At 42.6% G+C, this 16204-nt stretch carries 12 protein-coding genes; all 12 read right to left on the reverse strand.

The genetic code is table 11. The features are described from left to right. Positions 1–29 precede the first annotated feature (29 nt). Positions 30–1169, reverse strand: a complete 1140-nt coding sequence (locus BUF11_RS07910) for a GntR family transcriptional regulator (protein ID WP_073588287.1) — start codon at positions 1167–1169, stop codon at positions 30–32. A gap of 139 nt (positions 1170–1308) precedes the next feature. Further along, positions 1309–1911 (reverse strand): pyroglutamyl-peptidase I, encoded by a 603-nt coding sequence (gene pcp, locus BUF11_RS07915; RefSeq protein ID WP_073588288.1) that lies wholly within the window; start codon positions 1909–1911, stop codon positions 1309–1311. 259 nt (positions 1912–2170) lie between these two features. Further along, positions 2171–3319: a glycoside hydrolase family 88 protein gene (locus BUF11_RS07920; protein WP_073588289.1), complete on the reverse strand. Its 1149-nt coding sequence runs from the start codon at positions 3317–3319 to the stop codon at positions 2171–2173. Beyond that, positions 3307–3912 (reverse strand): YitT family protein, encoded by a 606-nt coding sequence (locus BUF11_RS07925; RefSeq protein ID WP_073588290.1) that lies wholly within the window; start codon positions 3910–3912, stop codon positions 3307–3309. Before BUF11_RS07925 ends, BUF11_RS07920 begins: the two co-directional genes overlap by 13 nt. 42 nt (positions 3913–3954) lie before the next feature. Continuing rightward, positions 3955–5931 (reverse strand): alginate lyase family protein, encoded by a 1977-nt coding sequence (locus BUF11_RS07930; protein WP_073588291.1) that lies wholly within the window; start codon positions 5929–5931, stop codon positions 3955–3957. A gap of 17 nt (positions 5932–5948) precedes the next feature. Then, the gene (gene gnpA / locus BUF11_RS07935; protein ID WP_073588292.1) at positions 5949–8114 is read right to left on the reverse strand and encodes a 1,3-beta-galactosyl-N-acetylhexosamine phosphorylase; all 2166 of its coding nucleotides are present in this window, start codon (positions 8112–8114) and stop codon (positions 5949–5951) included. 40 nt (positions 8115–8154) lie between these two features. After that, positions 8155–8994 (reverse strand): carbohydrate ABC transporter permease, encoded by an 840-nt coding sequence (locus tag BUF11_RS07940; RefSeq protein WP_073588293.1) that lies wholly within the window; start codon positions 8992–8994, stop codon positions 8155–8157. A gap of 15 nt (positions 8995–9009) precedes the next feature. Continuing rightward, positions 9010–9918, reverse strand: coding sequence for a carbohydrate ABC transporter permease (locus tag BUF11_RS07945; RefSeq protein ID WP_073588294.1), 909 nt, complete (start codon positions 9916–9918; stop codon positions 9010–9012). Further along, complete coding sequence (locus tag BUF11_RS07950; protein ID WP_073588399.1) at positions 9902–10957, reverse strand: PHP domain-containing protein; 1056 nt, start codon at positions 10955–10957, stop codon at positions 9902–9904. The genes BUF11_RS07945 and BUF11_RS07950 overlap by 17 nt, the downstream gene beginning before the upstream one ends. Positions 10958–11047: 90 nt before the next feature. After that, on the reverse strand, positions 11048–12457 hold the full coding sequence (locus tag BUF11_RS07955) for a type 2 periplasmic-binding domain-containing protein (RefSeq protein WP_073588400.1): 1410 nt from the start codon (positions 12455–12457) through the stop codon (positions 11048–11050). An 82-nt stretch (positions 12458–12539) separates the two neighbouring features. Continuing rightward, positions 12540–14450, reverse strand: coding sequence for a sensor histidine kinase (locus tag BUF11_RS23765; protein ID WP_084558547.1), 1911 nt, complete (start codon positions 14448–14450; stop codon positions 12540–12542). After that, positions 14440–16062: a response regulator transcription factor gene (locus BUF11_RS07965; RefSeq protein WP_175562013.1), complete on the reverse strand. Its 1623-nt coding sequence runs from the start codon at positions 16060–16062 to the stop codon at positions 14440–14442. Before BUF11_RS07965 ends, BUF11_RS23765 begins: the two co-directional genes overlap by 11 nt. Positions 16063–16204 lie beyond the last annotated feature (142 nt).

Below are 16204 nucleotides of genomic sequence, written 5' to 3' on the forward strand. Positions count from 1 at the left end.
ATTACCCTTTCAACAAAATAAAAAAGACCCTAAGGTCTTTTTTCATCCGTTTTCCTTTCACGTAAGTCTCTCACGCTTTTCCTTTCAATCAACTCGGTAGGTATCTTAATGTGCTTTACCGGTTCTCCACTCATCCTGATCTTTTCCGTTATAATATTAAAAGCCTCCTCCATCAGAGGTCTCACCGGCTGGCGCATTGTGGTCAACTCTATTTCGGAATATTCCAGTATAGCATTGTCTGTAAAGCCCGCTACGGAAAGCCTGTCCGGAATAGTAATTCCCAGTTCTTTCGCAGCTGAATACAGCCGAATAGCCAGATAATCATCTCCGCAGAACACTGCTGTCAGTTCTGTGTTTTTTTTCAGATAATCCACAAAATTAATATCAGCTGCCCGGGAATTTTTTGTCATCACATAGTCATTTTCTATATTCAGCTTATTCTCTGACATTGCATCGACATAGCCCTTATATCTTTCATTCCTGCTCGAAACTTCTAAGACATCACAGGAAATGAATCCGATTTTTTTATGTCCTTTGGATATCAGATGATTTACCATCTTCCTGGCCCCCTGGTAATGGTCATGATAGACACTGTCAAATTCGATTTCCTTATAGACCCGGTCTACCATCACAATCGGATAACCACGCAGCTTATAATACAGCAATTCATTGCCGCAGACATTTTTATCACCGGGAAAAAATACAACCCCTTTAATATCGGGGATTGCTGCAATCTCCTGAAGTATCTTTTCTTCTCTTTCCGGGATTCCTTCCGAGACCTTTATAATGATTTCATATCCGTCTTTCCCTGCAACTTGAGACAGTTCCGTAATAATCTGTCCGGTATATAAATCGATTCCGGGTAATACCAGAGCAATGAATTGCATTCCCCCTTCTTCCTTCACTGCCGATTCTCCCAGCAGTGAATTGATAATTGTCATATCAATGTCCTTTAAGAAGCTGCCCTTCCTTGGCACACGGTATATTATCCCTTCTTCCGCCAGAGCATTTAATGCCAGCTTACTTGTCATCCTGCTGACACCAAATAATTCTGCAATCATTCCTTCGCTGGGGAGCATCTCATGAGGGCTGTACTTCTTTTCTATAAGCATTTTCAGCAGCTCACGCTTTACACGATCTGTTTTTGTATCACTTATTTTTACTTGCACAAGTTTTATACCTCATTCTTTTGGCATTGTCTAACATATTTGATATATATTATATCAGACAGTTTTTAATAAATAAAGAAGATTTCTATTCCGCCGCCGTCAATTGGCGCAGTTAACCAAATGAATAACGAATTTGATTTTAAGAGACTTTGAGATACCGGATAATTATTTCTGCTGCCCGAATCATTTCACTTAATTCCATATACGGAGCATTCTCCTTGCCCTCTGTCTGTTCCTTCATGTAAGGCACATGAATAAAGCCTGCCTTCATGTCCGGATATCCGGTACTTGCCAGGTGCAGGGCCTGATACATTACATGATTGCAGACATAGGTACCGGCGGTATTGGATATACGTGCTTCTATCCCATTTTCAGCAAGGCATGCAAGGATTCCCCTAAGAGGCAGCGTTGTAAAATACGCTGTCGCTCCTTCTTCACAAATAGTGATATCCTCCGGCTGGTATCCGAAGTTATCCGGGTATTTGGCATCATCTACATTAATTGCCACCCTTTCAATGGTAATACATTCCCTGCCGGCTGCCTGCCCAAGGGAGAGGGTAATATCCGGCGTAAGGCGTGCTATGGCTTCCACAAGCTTCTTCTCTGCTTCCCTGAATTCTACCGGAAGTTTTAAGGTATAGAGCTCCTCACCAAAGGTTTCTGCCAGTGCTTTTATGATTTCTTCTGAAGGATTTATCTGTTCTCCGTTAAAGGCTTCAAAGCCTGTGACTAATATTTTCATCTGTTTATCTCCTATTTTCTTTTCCCTAACTGTTTCAAAGCCCTATAATTAACTTTCATTATACCTGAAATATTCTAAAATTCTACTATAAGTTCACTCTTTAAGCCCTGACCAAGTAAAGAATCCCGCCAAGAAGCGAAGCCGCAGTTTCCCATATTTTCTAAAAAAGCCTTATAACTTCCCAAGTGTATCAAAGGAAGGCTATAAGGCTTTTGCTATTACGAAGTTAAGTTGGTATTCCGTCTGCGGCAGCTTTACACTACCAATACTGCTCCCAGTCCTTATGAAGTCTTGTCAGGGCTTCCATATAAAAATAATCTCCCCACAGGTTGCATTCATCTACCCCATGGTTATTACAGGTATTATAAGGAGAACTCTTTGCATAGGTACTGTGTAACACCAGCCCGTTAGAACTGCTATGTTCCTTAACGGCATAGTTGTCATATAAGGATTTCATGAACTTTCGTGCTAACAGCCTGTAATTTTCTGCTTCCTGCTCTGTGAGGTATTTTGCCATTTCCAGTATCCCGCAGGCAGCAATGGAAGCAGAGGAGGAATCCCTTGGCTCCTCTGACCCTTCCGTAAATTCCAGGTCCCAATAAGGTACCATGTCCTTCGGAAGATGGTTTAAAAAGTATTCGGTCACCTTATAAAAGGCTTCCTTATACTCTTCTTTTTTTGTGTAACGGTATGCCAGTGCACTGCCATAGATTCCCCATGCCTGTCCTCTTGCCCAGGCGGAACCGTCCCGGTAGCCCTGACAGGTAGCCCCGTGATCCGGCTCTCCCGTCTCTGTGTCAAAATAAAAGGTATGCCAGGTGGAGTAATCCTCCCTGATAACATTTCTTAGAGCCGTATGAAGGTGCTTTTCGGCAATCTCACTGTATTTTGAATCTTTTGTTTCCCCGCTTGCCCAGTAAAGCAGGGGGAGGTTTAGAAGGCAGTCGATTATCAGGCGGTAGTTGCCCTTCTCTCCTAACTTTCCCCAGGCCTGAATAAATTCTCCCTTTGGCTGGTAGCGGCTGATTAGCTGGTCTGCGGCCTTAATTGCCGCTTCTCTTCCCTTTTCGCTGTGTACCAGCTTATAACCTGCCACACAGGAGGGAGTATATAAAAAGCCCATGTCATGATGGTCTACTACTATTTTCCGGTTGATTCTGTCCAAGAAGCTCTCTATCTGAATCTCTGCCGCCTGCCGGAAGGCTCCATCCTTCGTATGCTCATAGGACAGCCAGATTTCTCCCGTCCAGAAACCGTTAGTCCAATCGTCGTTTTCGGCCGGTTCATAGAAATTATTCACACTAAAGGCATTCTGAAACTGACAGGTAAAATCCGGAAGATATCTTCTTATATGCTCTGCACAAAAATCCAGTGCCTGCCCTACTTCTTCTTTGCTTATCCCTTCCATGAATCCCCCTTCTCTTTCTTACTGTCATACTTTTGAAGTTCATTTAATACAATGGACTGTACTCCGACAAAAACAGCTCCGTAAATAACTGCCAGTATGCCAAAGGTAAATCCTCCATATAACATAACGGCCAGATTAATAGCTCCCATGGTCCAGGCAACATTTAACTTATCCCATTTCTTATGAAATATCAGTGCAAGTACGTCAAAGCCCACTGTTGTTGCTTTGGCATGAAGGCACATGAAATACCCTGCACCAACTCCTGCCGCACTAAGAAGAACAGATGCAATTTTAGGAAGATGCACCGTAAATCCAATCTTACTAAACACATTAAATAAAGCCAGATAGCAAACACAGCTAAATATGGTTCCAAAAAAATATTCTTTCCCCAGTCCTATGTAGCATAAACCTAACAACAGCAGGGTCACCACATTCACCAGATATACCGTCTGGACATCTAACAGCCTTGCCGTTACCATGGAAAAACTTGTTACACCTCCGTTGATTATATGGTTTGGTACCGTGATACAAGCATAGCAAAAGGTGATAAGCAGATTGCCGATTAGAATATCCGTATATTTTCTCCAATTCATTTTGTTCCCATAAAGTCCTTTCTTTTTACCCGCTATTGCCGCTTAATATTGCAGGCACTGCCCGGCCGGATTATCTTTTGAAAACACCAGGACTTTTCCATAGGAACTGTACCCGCCTGCACTTACTAAGTCCACACCGTTTATTACCTCTTCATAGCACAGGATAAGGACGAATTCCTCCTCTCCATGGCAGATTTGAATTGCTTCTGCCTGTGAGGAAGTAAGTTCTTTTTTGCTGCTCTGTAAGGTAACAGGAAGAAGCTTTGCTTTAAGCGGTTTCCCTTGGTCTTTCTTATCAGCGGTAATTATAGTAATCATTGAAGTGCTTCCTTCTGCCTTCCAGTTTTGTATAAGGGTCTGATTCTTCTCTAACCGGTTATACTCGGTGGAACAGATATCATCCGCTATCTTTCCTTCTCCCTTAAGGCACAGAAGCTCTCCATCGACATTCTTTCCTATTATAGTTCCTTTCCCTTCATTTAGGAATAGGGAACAGTCTTTTTGTATATGCCAATACTGGACATAATCATGCCAGCCTTTTCCGCGAAAGGAATCTATGATACAAAGCAGGTTATTCTTTAGGTAAATTACCCTTCTTTCCGTGTATAAGCCAATATCAAGATATCCAAGATGGGCTCCCCAGACATAATCTGCATATTGGGAAAAGCAATGCTCTCCCTTAATAGGAGCAGCCATCCTGCCGTAATTCCAGCTTCCCCGGCATTCCGTAAAATCCATTCCATCCACCACTACCGTATTATGGGCTTTGGGGGACTTTAAATAAGCCCTTTCCTCTCCCTCAACATAAGTATAACGGCCGGAATCAATAAGAATATCCTCTCCTTCTGCCGCAAAGTCAACATGCAGTAAATCTGCATGGCCGTGACCGCTGCCCATTGTACCGCAGTGAAAACGGACATAGCCGCTGTTTTCTGTAAAACTGTCCCTTAGTACGTAATTCCCGCTGTCTGTAAGGGCATAAGAAGTAAACCCTGGTTTTTCTTCTGCCATAACCTGGTATTCTTTTCGGCAGCCGATGCCAAGAAGCCACCAGACTTCACTGCAAAACCGGTTACCGGCAAGATACTTTAACTTACGGTCCCTAAAAAGTATGCTTCCCATTGCCACTAAATCACCGGCTTCTATTCCGTCACTGTCTGACTGGCAGGGTATCTCCCCCTTTGGCCTCCTTAAAACTGCCAGCGCATATACCATGCTTTTTAACCTGCCTCTAAATTCCTTTCCCATAGCTATACGAAAACGTCTGGCATGCAGATAGGTATCCAGAAAGCAATGAAGCACCTCACCATGATACATAGGGCTCTGCTCCCAGTGGGTCCCGTCAGGAAATACCTGCTGCTGCATTTCCTGCTGCAGCCGGCTTACCGCCTCTTCTATCCAGCCCTTTTCATTAAAATACAATCCCAGAAGAAACAGACCATGGTTTTGCAGCACTCCCCAGTTACTGATACGGTGGAAGGTTTCATTTGTCTTTACCAGATAGTCTCCATGTATCCTTAGGCTATCCTCCATCTTACCTTTTAAGGTATCAGTTACCACCGGACAGCCTGCCATCAGCTGCAAACTCCTAAGCCAGTATTCACAGCGGATTCCCGCTTCAATACTGCGCCAGGTGCTTTTCTTATTTTCCTCTGTTAAGGGCTCCTTCACCAGCCAGCTTTCTATAAGCTCCGCATATTTTTCTCCAAAGCGCAAGTCCCCTGTGATATACCAGGCCTTTGCCAGGATCAGGAGAAAAGTATGCCGGTTCAGGGCATAGACCCATTCCGCATCTCCATCAGGAACATGTTTCCAATCTATTTCTTTCTCAAAGATAACCGGCTTGTGGGTGCGCTCCATCTCCCAATGTTCTCTGAAGGTAAAGCTGTTCCCTAATAACTCTTCTGCCTGTACAAGAAGTGCACCGGTTTCCTCTTCGTACTCCCTTTTCATCAAATCAGCCAGTTCTTTACCGGTATTCTGGCACCAAAATAAAGAAAGTCTTTCATTGCCTCTCATTTTCGTACTCTCCCTTTCTATAAGAAGTCGTACCAAATGATTTCATTTTCCTTTAAGGTAACTTCTCTGTCGTTTCCGTTTCCGTCATAGATAATTGCCGACTGCTCTGTGAAGGTGTTATTTACAAGACAATACTTACCTGTAGCCGGATAATAATTGATTTCAAGGTTATAATTGCTGCTATACCATCTGTGGATTTCCTTTTCCCTGCCTGCTGCCCAGAAAATGGCACGGTAGAGAAGTCTGGAATTCTCAAAGGAGTAAGGCAGGCCGCTGATATATACACTGCGTCCCTTTCCAAAGGCATGAACCGCCATCTGGACATTCTCTTCCCTGCAGCATAAAATCTCTGCTTCCTCAAGTGCATAGATATTCTTCATGCCTTCTCCGAAGTAAATATCTCCCTTACATTCCTCTGTGATAAAGTGCTCGTGCTCCTCCCAGTTATATTTATCCGTGGAAAGGCCAAAGCCGATTTCTTTATCCACTCCCAGAACATTTGCCAGAGTAAAATACCTTCCTTCACGCTGGAAAGCAGAAGGCTCTCCCACTCCGATAAAGCCGCCTCCCTCTGCTACATATTCTTTCAGGGCACATACCAGCTTCTCATTCTCCCAGTAAGCACCTCCGCTTGGTGCCGTGTAGGCATCTCCCACATTAATAATAACACTGCATTTCTTTAGAACGGAAGGGTCGGCTATCACATCCTCAAAGCTTAAAAATTCCACCTCAAAGGGCATTCCGCTTAAACCTTCTAAAATACCGGCATAGGAATAGGTCTGCTTATAATCTTTCGCATGTGCAACCATATGGGTTCCCCAGGAACGAACCTTTCCCCAGGCATTTAAGATTCCTACCTTAAAATGGCTGTAGGGTACCTGTCCTCCCATATTGTCATAGAGCATACGGAACTCATTGCATACGTCCTCGATATACTGTACAAAATCCGGGAACTGCAGCGCTAACTTAAGATAACCGCCGTACCCGATACGGTCCACCGGCTTGCGAAGAATGGCTCTTCTGGCTGTTACCCAATTCTCCTTTGCTTCCTTGATGGGATTTCCCCCTTCATAGAATACATCCGGGAAGAAATAGGGTAAGAAGCGGCCTTCCGTATATTTTACTCCCGGAATGTCAGATATCAGCCTTAGGGTGGTCCCGTTTCCGACAGAGCCTACAACGGCGTCAAGTCCGGTGTTTTTAAAGTACTCTCCAAAGGGTTCTGTCCCAATCCAGTGGTCCCCTAAAAACATCATGGCTTCCTTTTCATCCTCATGGCAGATGTCAATCAGCACCTTCATCAGCTTTGCGACCTCTCTCTGCTGGAAAGCCTGAAAATCCCTGAATTCCTTTGATGGCACACGGAAGGTATTATTATGGTACCCCTGGTCAATGATATATTCAGGCCTAAAAGGGTATCCTACCTCCTTTTCAAACTGCTCCAGTATATAGGGGCTTACACTGGCACTGTAACCGAACCAGTCCACGAATTTTTCTCTTGCATGCTCATCAAACACCAGAGTGAACTGATGGAAAAAGGTTGTAAAACGCACTACATCTGTAGACGGATTATTCTTAAGATAACGGCGCAGCTTCTCTGCTACGTATTCCTTTGTCTTTGGCTGTCTTACATCATAGGTTATCTGATGCTCTACATTCTCCCAGCTGTTTGTGAGGAAGTTGTACATATGTACCGGGTCCCACATGATAAATGCCAGAAAACTTACGGTGTAATCATGGTATCTTAAAGGCTTATGAATAACCGCTTCCATGGTTTCTTCTTCGTAACTCCAGCAGTCAGTAGATAAAGCTTCTCCGGTGGTCCGGTCAATAACCTCCCACCATCTTTTGATATCATCTATGGTATTGGGCTTTAATTGTTCTTTATAAAGGTGCTTCATAACAGGAATTCGAAGCTCTTCCCTTTCCATCGCCGTGTAAAATTCCGTCATAAGATACATCTGCTGAATTTCACCGGGATTTGCCTTTGCCCACTCGTTATCTTTTCTAGTTGTGTAGTAAGTAGAATAAATCTTTGCCGGAAGGCTCTTTAACTCTTCCGGCATATCGGTGCCGTCACAATCCCTAAGGGCGTCCGCTCCCCACCTTTTGACAATCTCTTTTGTTTCTTCTATCATATCCACATCCGTGGGTACCGTTACCCTGCCGAAATGGCTGCTCATAAAATTTCCTCCTAGTTAAAGATAATAAATTGCTTCTTCCTTACCCTTTTACGGCTGAGGAGGTGGAGCCTTCCACAAAATATCTCTGGGTAAAGAAAAAGAGGATTAATATCGGTATCAAAACCAGAGTCGCAGAGGACATCTGAAGTGCCGGGTCTGCTACCTGCCCTTCCGTAAACAGTTTAATACCAACGGAAAGCATCTGCTTGCTGATTGTTGAGATATAGATATAGGGGCCCATGTAATCATTCCAGGACCATACGAAGGTAAATAATACCATGGTAACGATACTTGGCTTTGCTAAGGGCAATATGATTCTGGAATAGATGGTAAAATGGTGGCAGCCGTCAATTTCAGCCGCTTCGCTGATGGAATCCGGTATTGCTATAAAGGCCTGCCTTAACATAAAGACAAAATAAATATCAAAACAGGAAGGCAATACTAAAGACCACATACTATCCAGAATATGAAGGTTCTTAAAAATAGAATATCTGGGGATAAGCATAATATCACCGGGTATCATAAGAGCTGACATTAATATCAGGAATAATACGCCGTTTCCCTTAAACTTAATCTTTGCAAATCCATAAGCGGTATAGGTAATAATAAATACCTTTAAAACAATTGTAGTTACTACCATTACGATGGTATTCTTATACCACTGTGCAAAATCGTAATAAGGATCACCAAACAAATCAGTGTAATTCGAAAGAATAAATTTATCCGGTATAATTTGCAGAGGCTTTCCCAGTACATCCGCTGATATCTTAAAAGAAGAGGATATCATAAAAATAAAAGGGTAGATGCACAATAGGCCTATTACCATTAATATAATTGTTACTGTCCATGACCTTAAGTTTTTTCTTAGTTTCAAACTCATATAAAAGCTCCTTTCCTAATAATTCACCCATTTTTTCTGTCCCTGCCACTGTATTATCGTAAATACCATTACAATAACGAACATAACTACAGCCTGGGCACTTGCATAACCTGTCTCAAATCTCGTAAAGGCAGTCCTGATAATGTTAATTGACATTACAGTCGTGGACTGGCCGGGACCTCCCTGGGTAAGAACCTGTATAATGGTAAGATTCTGCAGGGAAGTAATAACAGAGCTGATTAACAGGAAAAAGGTAGTAGGTGAAACCATAGGTATAATTACATGGAGGATTCGCTTTATTTTGCCTGCCCCGTCGATTTCAGCGGCCTCTAAAAGATCTCCCGAAACTCCCTGCAGGGCAGCCAGATAGGTAATCAGGTTTAATCCGACACCTTTCCATACTGCAATACAGACTACCGTAGGCAGGGCAGTCTTCATATCGTAAAGAAAAAAGGGCGGGTTCTCTACGCCGATTGCTAAAAGAGCCTTTATGAATGGCCCCTTTGGTCCTAATAACAGGGTAAATACCACCGATACCGCTACCATGTTGGCCACGTAGGGCAGAAAGAACATGGAACGGACCAGATTCTTAAAGTGGATTCCTTTATTCACCAGATATGCCATTGTAAATCCGATAATCATAATAAGCGGAACATACAGCAGGGAATACAGGGCTGTTCTGCCCAGGGCATCCATTGTGGTCTGGTCATGGAACATTTTAATAAAATTCCCAAAACCGATGAATTTCGCATCGTGGATCTTACTGATATAACGTACATTGGTAAAGGCCAGACCGATTGCAATCAAAAAGGGAAGCCCCTGAAACAGTATAAAGCCGCAGATGTACGGAGTAACAAACATTGCTCCGTAACGGTTTTCTCTTTTTTGCCTGTTATATTTTTTTGTCTTAGTCTCCGCCTGCATAATCTTTCTCCTTTATACAATAAACATTTGAATCTGCCCGCAAACCGGTTTCATCCATAATACTGATGCGGATATAACCTTCATTTCCTTTTAAGGTAAAGGCTGCACATGTTATAGTCTCTTCGTTTCCTGCCACTGATTTTAAGCAGTTTCTTCCCTGTGTCATCACGTAAATCTTTTTCACAGGGCTGGTCTTAATAAATAAGGTACCGTCTTCTATATAGACTTCATTAATTTCAGGGCCGGCATGGCTGCCAAAGCTGCCGCCTTCTGTGTGGTTTATTACACTGTAGAAATTCCCGGAAATTAAGGCTTCCATGACAGCATTGTAGGAAAGCTCATCCGCATTGATCCGGATGCAGCCGCCAAAGCTGTCACACAAAGGATGTCCGAAAGGGTATGAATTGTGATTGTCATCTGTTGCAACACATTTACAAAGAATTCCCGCCCGAAGCATTTCATCATAAGCCTGGGGATGATAACCATACAGGCCGTCATGCTCACAGCCATAGTTATAGATTTCCATTCCCCATATTCCCTTTAATTTGCTGTACTCGGTCACATCCTGCAAAGACCAGTAGGGGTGGTTATAGCATACCAGGAAGCCATTCTCGTTCATAACGTTTATGTAACGGTTGATTTCATCCATGTTTTTGTAATCCTGTACCGGTAACAGTGCCTTTGTAAACTCTCTATATTCATCAAAACCCTTTGAATTTTCTTTATTAATAGCTCTCACCCAGGGAGTTCTGTCATATACATTCATATGCCAGGTCTTAACTTGTGAAAAGTCTCCCGGAACGCGGAACTTATCGTTAATATCCACTTCCATCGCCGCTAAGGCAAGAAAGTTCTCGTCATCTAATTCCCGATGCCAGGAATACATCCTGTGGTCGGTAAAGGCTACTATCTGGTAACCGTTCGCTTTGTAGGCTTCTTTTATTTCACTTGCACTTAACTGCCCGTCAGACCATGTGGTATGGCAGTGTAAATTCGCTTTATAGCTGTTCTTCTGCTGCTTTAACAAGTAATTTCTCATAGTTCCTCGCATTCCGCCGCCTAAAACGGCTCAAAATCCTTATAAAAAGTGCCGGTACCCAAAGAGAACCGGCACGAAAACTATTTCTTTCTATTTGTCTGATTCAATGGCAGCGTTTGCTTTATTCTGTATATTCTTAATTGCTGCGTCAACGTCTTCTCCACCCTGTCCGTATAACTGGCCTTCTTCGATTACGACCTGGGAAATAACCGAGCTTCCTGGTCCGATGATTTTTTCGGATAATGCTTTTCTGGTAGGATCAAACCATGCAGTTTTGAAATCATCAACGGTTAATTCATCAAAGGCAAAGGGTTTTGCCAAGCTGTTTTCAATATACTCATTTACTTCGTCATTGCTTAAGTCCACTCTGGCAGGAACACGTCCAAAGCCTAACTTATACTGGTTTTCTGCCATGCATTTAACTGCTGCGAAAGCTGCTTCTTTGTTCTTGCTGGTAGTAGGTATTGCATAGCAGCCGGGAACTGTTAAAGTGGAAGCCTCTTGTCCTTCCGGATAAGGCAGCGGTAAAAGACCAACTTTCCAATCTCTTGGATATTTTTCAAAGTTATTTAACACACTGGTTGTCCAGCCGCCGCATACAAACATACCATACTGTCCGGTGGTAAAGAAAGCATTCCATGCTGTACCGCTTGCTTTAAAATCCAGAATGGAAGGCTGTATTTTATCGTTATTGCCAAGTCCATAGTAGAAGTTAAGGCTTTCCTTGAATAAAGGATCATCAAAATTAGCAGTGTTGTCAGCTTTATAAGGATTCCAGCCCTTTTGTAATGCATACATATAATTATAGCAGTCATAATCTAACATAAGGGAACCGTAGATGCCTTTGTCTGTGTTGGTCAAAGACTTTGCTGTCTCAACATATTTTTCCCAGGTCCAGTCTTTTGCGCTGGGATAAGCTACGCCTGCATCATCAAATATCTTCTTGTTATATAAGGTAATCCAGATATCAGAGAATGCCGGAAGACCGTATACTGCGTCATCAAATACCGGTAAATAATCTCCGAATTTACTTGCCATATCATAGCTTTCTGTCTTTGCAAGCTCTGAAAGATCCGTAAGAACACCGGCATTGTAAAATGTCTTTAAGCCGGGCTTTGTGTTATAGATAATGTCGATTTCATCTCCATTCATCAAGCTGACAAGGGTTTTATCCACTTCGCCGGAATCGGAGTTGGGTATTACAAAGAATTCAATGTCAATACCTGTTTCATCTTTTACTAACTGTATCAGTTTCTGGTTCTCTTCCCCTGTGCTGGCAGTCTGTGTTGTCGCATATTTAAGCTTAACACCTTCAAAAGGTTTGGCACTGCCCGTATCCCCGTCTTTTTCCCCGGGTGTGGCAGTAGCAGTGGCACTGTTATCCTGCTTATTGGTTTCTGCAGTATTGTTTTTGTTCGATGAGCCGCAGCCCGTCAAAACTCCTGCAAACATAGCAGTTACTAAACCGCAAGCAATAAGTTTCTGCAAATTCTTTTTCATAATTTCCTCCCATATATAATTTTTGTTTACACCTTTATTATAGGGGCTTCTCCTCCTGCTTACTATAAGCCATATTCGCACTTTATTGACTATTTTTATTCTTTTCTTCAACTTCTTTTTCCGATATCTTTGGAATCGTGATTGTAATTATCGTACCGCAGCCTTCCTTGGAATATATCCTTACAGCCTCTGATTTACCAAAATAGATCCGTATCCTTTCACTGATACTGTGAAGCCCGATGCCGCTTCCCTTCTGTTTTATATTGGGTTCCTTTGCTGCCCTGCCGGAGATAATTCTATTTCTGACTTCCGCCAGACGCTCTCTTGACATACCGGAGCCGTTATCTCCGATAACAAATCGTATCTCTTCTTCCATTACTTTGACCTTAACACGGATTTTTACTACGTGGTCAACCTCATCTGTTGCATACAGGAAGCTGTTTTCCAGTGCCGGCTGCAGGGTAAGCTTAATTGTCTGGTAATCCCTGATTTCCTCATATTTCACCCTGATATCAAAATCCACCTTATCCGCATACCGTATTTCCTGGATTCTGACATATGCCATCAGACATTCCAACTCCTGCTGTATACGTACAATTGTCGCCCCGCCGCCAATGGACAGACGGTACATCCTTCCAAGGGAAGCAGCTATCCTGCCGATTTCAGGATGCCCGATTTCCGTAGACTTCCACACAATGGTTTCCAGAGTATTGTATAAGAAATGAGGATTAATCTGCCCCATTAACACCTCTAACTCCAGCTTTTTCTTCTTCTTTTCCTCCTCCACACGCTCTTCGATATGCTGGGATATCTGGAACAGCATGGAATTATAGATCTTACACATCTGCTCCACTTCATTGTTGCCTGTGGTCGCTACATAGGCATCCAATTTGCCGTCACGTACCTCTTTCATGGCTTTATTCAGAGTATCTATAGGCTTTAGAAACCGCCCGGTAATCTTAATAATAAAGACGGCACTAAACAGGGCAAACACAAAAAATACCAGGGAATAGCGCAGGAACAATACGTCAATTTCTCTTGTGATATTTTTCATGGGTACAATGCAGGTCACCCTCCAGCCGGATTTATTGTTTACCAGCTTTGAGACAATCTGCTCATTTTCCCCATGCTTTAAGAAAAAGCTTGCATTCTCTTTATCCTCAATCTTCGTCCAGATATTTTCGTCCAGGGTACCTTTTTGCAGCAGCCCTACATCATTGGAGGATATAATCTGTCCATTTTCTCCCGTAATTACAACCGTTCCCTGAACATCTTCTGCAATGTCCTTATATTTATCGTAAATTTCCTGTTCACTAAATAAGAAGAGGTGGATGTAGAGAAGGTTACCGGTAAAGGGATTGATAATACGACGGGAAGCAAGTATCCGCTTCTCCTGCCTGAACAATTCCATCTCAAGGGGAGTTTTCTCCCTGTTATCCGTTTCTTTGCTTACTCCCAGTTCATTTTCCGGTGTTTGCAGGCAGTTCTGGGGCAGGACATACCACTTCATCAGGGAAAGATTCTTAACATCCGCTATTCCAAGATCCAGCAAATAATCAATCACCACTCCCCCGTCTATCTCCGGGCTTAGCAGATTTAAAAGCTCACCATACCGGGTATAAATGGCAGATATGCGGCTCCCCTCATTAAACATATCCGTTGAGTTTAATAATTCCCTGATTTCAACAATACTCCTTTTCTTTTCCGCAACATTGGTACTGTAGAACTTATCTCCGTACTTTTGTATGCCGGAACTATAAGAATATTTATCAGATACAATAGAGAGCTGGGACATCATAACATCCAACTGGTTGGATATGGAACCCGTCCGGCTCTCTACATTTTTAATTGCCTGCTTATTCATCTCTGACTTGGTCATACCGAAGATAATTGCCGTTACGACAAGCTCAAACAGCCAAACGATCAATATTAACAGAATTAACTGCCTTGCCAGAGAGGTCTTTCCTACTTTTTTTATGCTCTTAATTTTCAACGCTATTCTTCTCCTGTTTATCTGCCTGTTTCATAAGTACATTACGGTATTCATTCGGGCTTAAGCCGGTATAACGCTTAAACACCCTTATAAAGTTCGATACATCTGCATAGCCGGTGGCTTCCGCAATCTCATATATCTTAATAGAAAAATCCTTTAACATTTCCTTCGCTTTATCCATCCGCTTATCCATGATATAATCGCTGAAATTCTTACCGGTTTCAAGCTTGAATATCTTAGAAATATAGGAAGGATTCTTTTTGATCTTCTCGCCGATATAATCTAACGACATGTAATTGGCAGAGTACTCCTTATCCACCATATTTCTTATATAATCCGCAAGGTTTCCAACATGCCCCTTGTTCTCTTCTTTTCCTTTCCAGGCTTTTAAGAGGCTTATTAAAACCTCTTCCATAAATTCCTGCTTCTTCTTAAGGTTTTTCAGGAAATAGATATCCCTGTACTGCTTCTTTTCCTCCCCCATTATTTGGGCCAGTGAGATATTTCTGCGGTTTCTGGCATACTCGGCGGCATCGTATAGAAACTCCAGGCAAAGCCTGTCCACAAAGGAATAGTCACTGGATATCTGGCTGCCAATCTGTGCAAAGACCTGGGCTACACTCAATCTTAGCTTTTCTGTCTCATAATTTTCAATATAGCTCCACATAAGCTCTGCCGGAAAGCGTATCTGATCTTTCCTGTCCGGTTCTTTTGCATCATCATATATCCCGATAGGCTCTGTTTGCAGCATCATTCTTTGTTCAAGGCATATCACGGCCTGTTCATAGCCTGCGGGCAATTCTTCCTTGTTATGGCATAAGCTGCTGATACCCATTATGGATTTCTTCTGATAAAGGTCTAAAAGCTCTGAATGGAGGCTTTGTATATATTTGAAAGCGAATTTTTTCCAGTCCTCAATGCCTTTGGGTACCGACATAATACCCGTAATCCTTTCCCTGTCGTCCAGAAAGAAATGAACCTGATAGTAACTCTCCCGCATATTACAGTATTGTACCATCCTGTTCTTTAGCGTAAGAAGTTCAACATTCCCTCCCTCTTCATTGTCCTCCATCACTTCTCCTGTTATCATAAAATAATCGGAAAAATCAATGTTTAACTGCTCGTCCTCTTCCTTTAACCCCTTTACCATCTGCCTTAGGTAATGGGACTGCCGGTACAGCTTATTGTCTCCTGCCTGCTTATATATTCTGTCTCTTTCTTCCCGCTTGAATTTTTCATCATCCAGCCTGCGTTTAAGCCTTGCAAAACATTCCTCAAATTCATCAATATCCGTAGGCTTAAAAAGGTACTCCACGACCCCGTTTTTGATTGCCATGTTCAGGTATTCTACATCATTGTAACCGCTTAATATGATAATTTTCACCTCGGGATGGTTGTTGTTTAAGTATTTCATCAGCTCCACCCCATCCATATGCGGCATACGGATATCAGACACAACGACATCCGGGCAGTTAGCTTCAATCATCTCCGCTGCATCCAGTCCGTCCCTTGCCATTCCGATCACTTCATATCCCCACTTCTCCCAGGGGATACCTGCTGCCATTCCGTTTAAAATATTAATTTCATCATCCACTAATAAAGTTTTGTACATATCACCCGCACCTTTCCAAAGTCCAAGCTCCCTCTGATTTGATTTTATCATACGCTGCGCTAACAGGCATCGTCTTTTCTTTATTTTTATTGCCTATTTTTGATTTTTATAGTCTATTCTTAACACCTTGCCACTGTATTTT

It is taken from the genome of Anaerocolumna xylanovorans DSM 12503, assembly GCF_900143645.1.
GTDB classification, from domain to species: domain Bacteria; phylum Bacillota; class Clostridia; order Lachnospirales; family Lachnospiraceae; genus Anaerocolumna; species Anaerocolumna xylanovorans.

Bases quoted from the DNA above. Each gene is read 5' to 3' on its own strand.
- gnpA (WP_073588292.1), bottom strand. From the start codon at position 8,114: ATGAGCAGCCATTTCGGCAGGGTAACGGTACCCACGGATGTGGATATG.
- BUF11_RS07955 (WP_073588400.1), bottom strand. From the start codon at position 12,457: ATGAAAAAGAATTTGCAGAAACTTATTGCTTGCGGTTTAGTAACTGCT.
- BUF11_RS07945 (WP_073588294.1), bottom strand. From the start codon at position 9,918: ATGCAGGCGGAGACTAAGACAAAAAAATATAACAGGCAAAAAAGAGAA.
- BUF11_RS07925 (WP_073588290.1), bottom strand. From the start codon at position 3,912: ATGAATTGGAGAAAATATACGGATATTCTAATCGGCAATCTGCTTATC.
- BUF11_RS07930 (WP_073588291.1), bottom strand. From the start codon at position 5,931: ATGAGAGGCAATGAAAGACTTTCTTTATTTTGGTGCCAGAATACCGGT.
- pcp (WP_073588288.1), bottom strand. From the start codon at position 1,911: ATGAAAATATTAGTCACAGGCTTTGAAGCCTTTAACGGAGAACAGATA.
- BUF11_RS07950 (WP_073588399.1), bottom strand. From the start codon at position 10,957: ATGAGAAATTACTTGTTAAAGCAGCAGAAGAACAGCTATAAAGCGAAT.
- BUF11_RS07940 (WP_073588293.1), bottom strand. From the start codon at position 8,994: ATGAGTTTGAAACTAAGAAAAAACTTAAGGTCATGGACAGTAACAATT.
- BUF11_RS07920 (WP_073588289.1), bottom strand. From the start codon at position 3,319: ATGGAAGGGATAAGCAAAGAAGAAGTAGGGCAGGCACTGGATTTTTGT.
- BUF11_RS07965 (WP_175562013.1), bottom strand. From the start codon at position 16,062: ATGTACAAAACTTTATTAGTGGATGATGAAATTAATATTTTAAACGGA.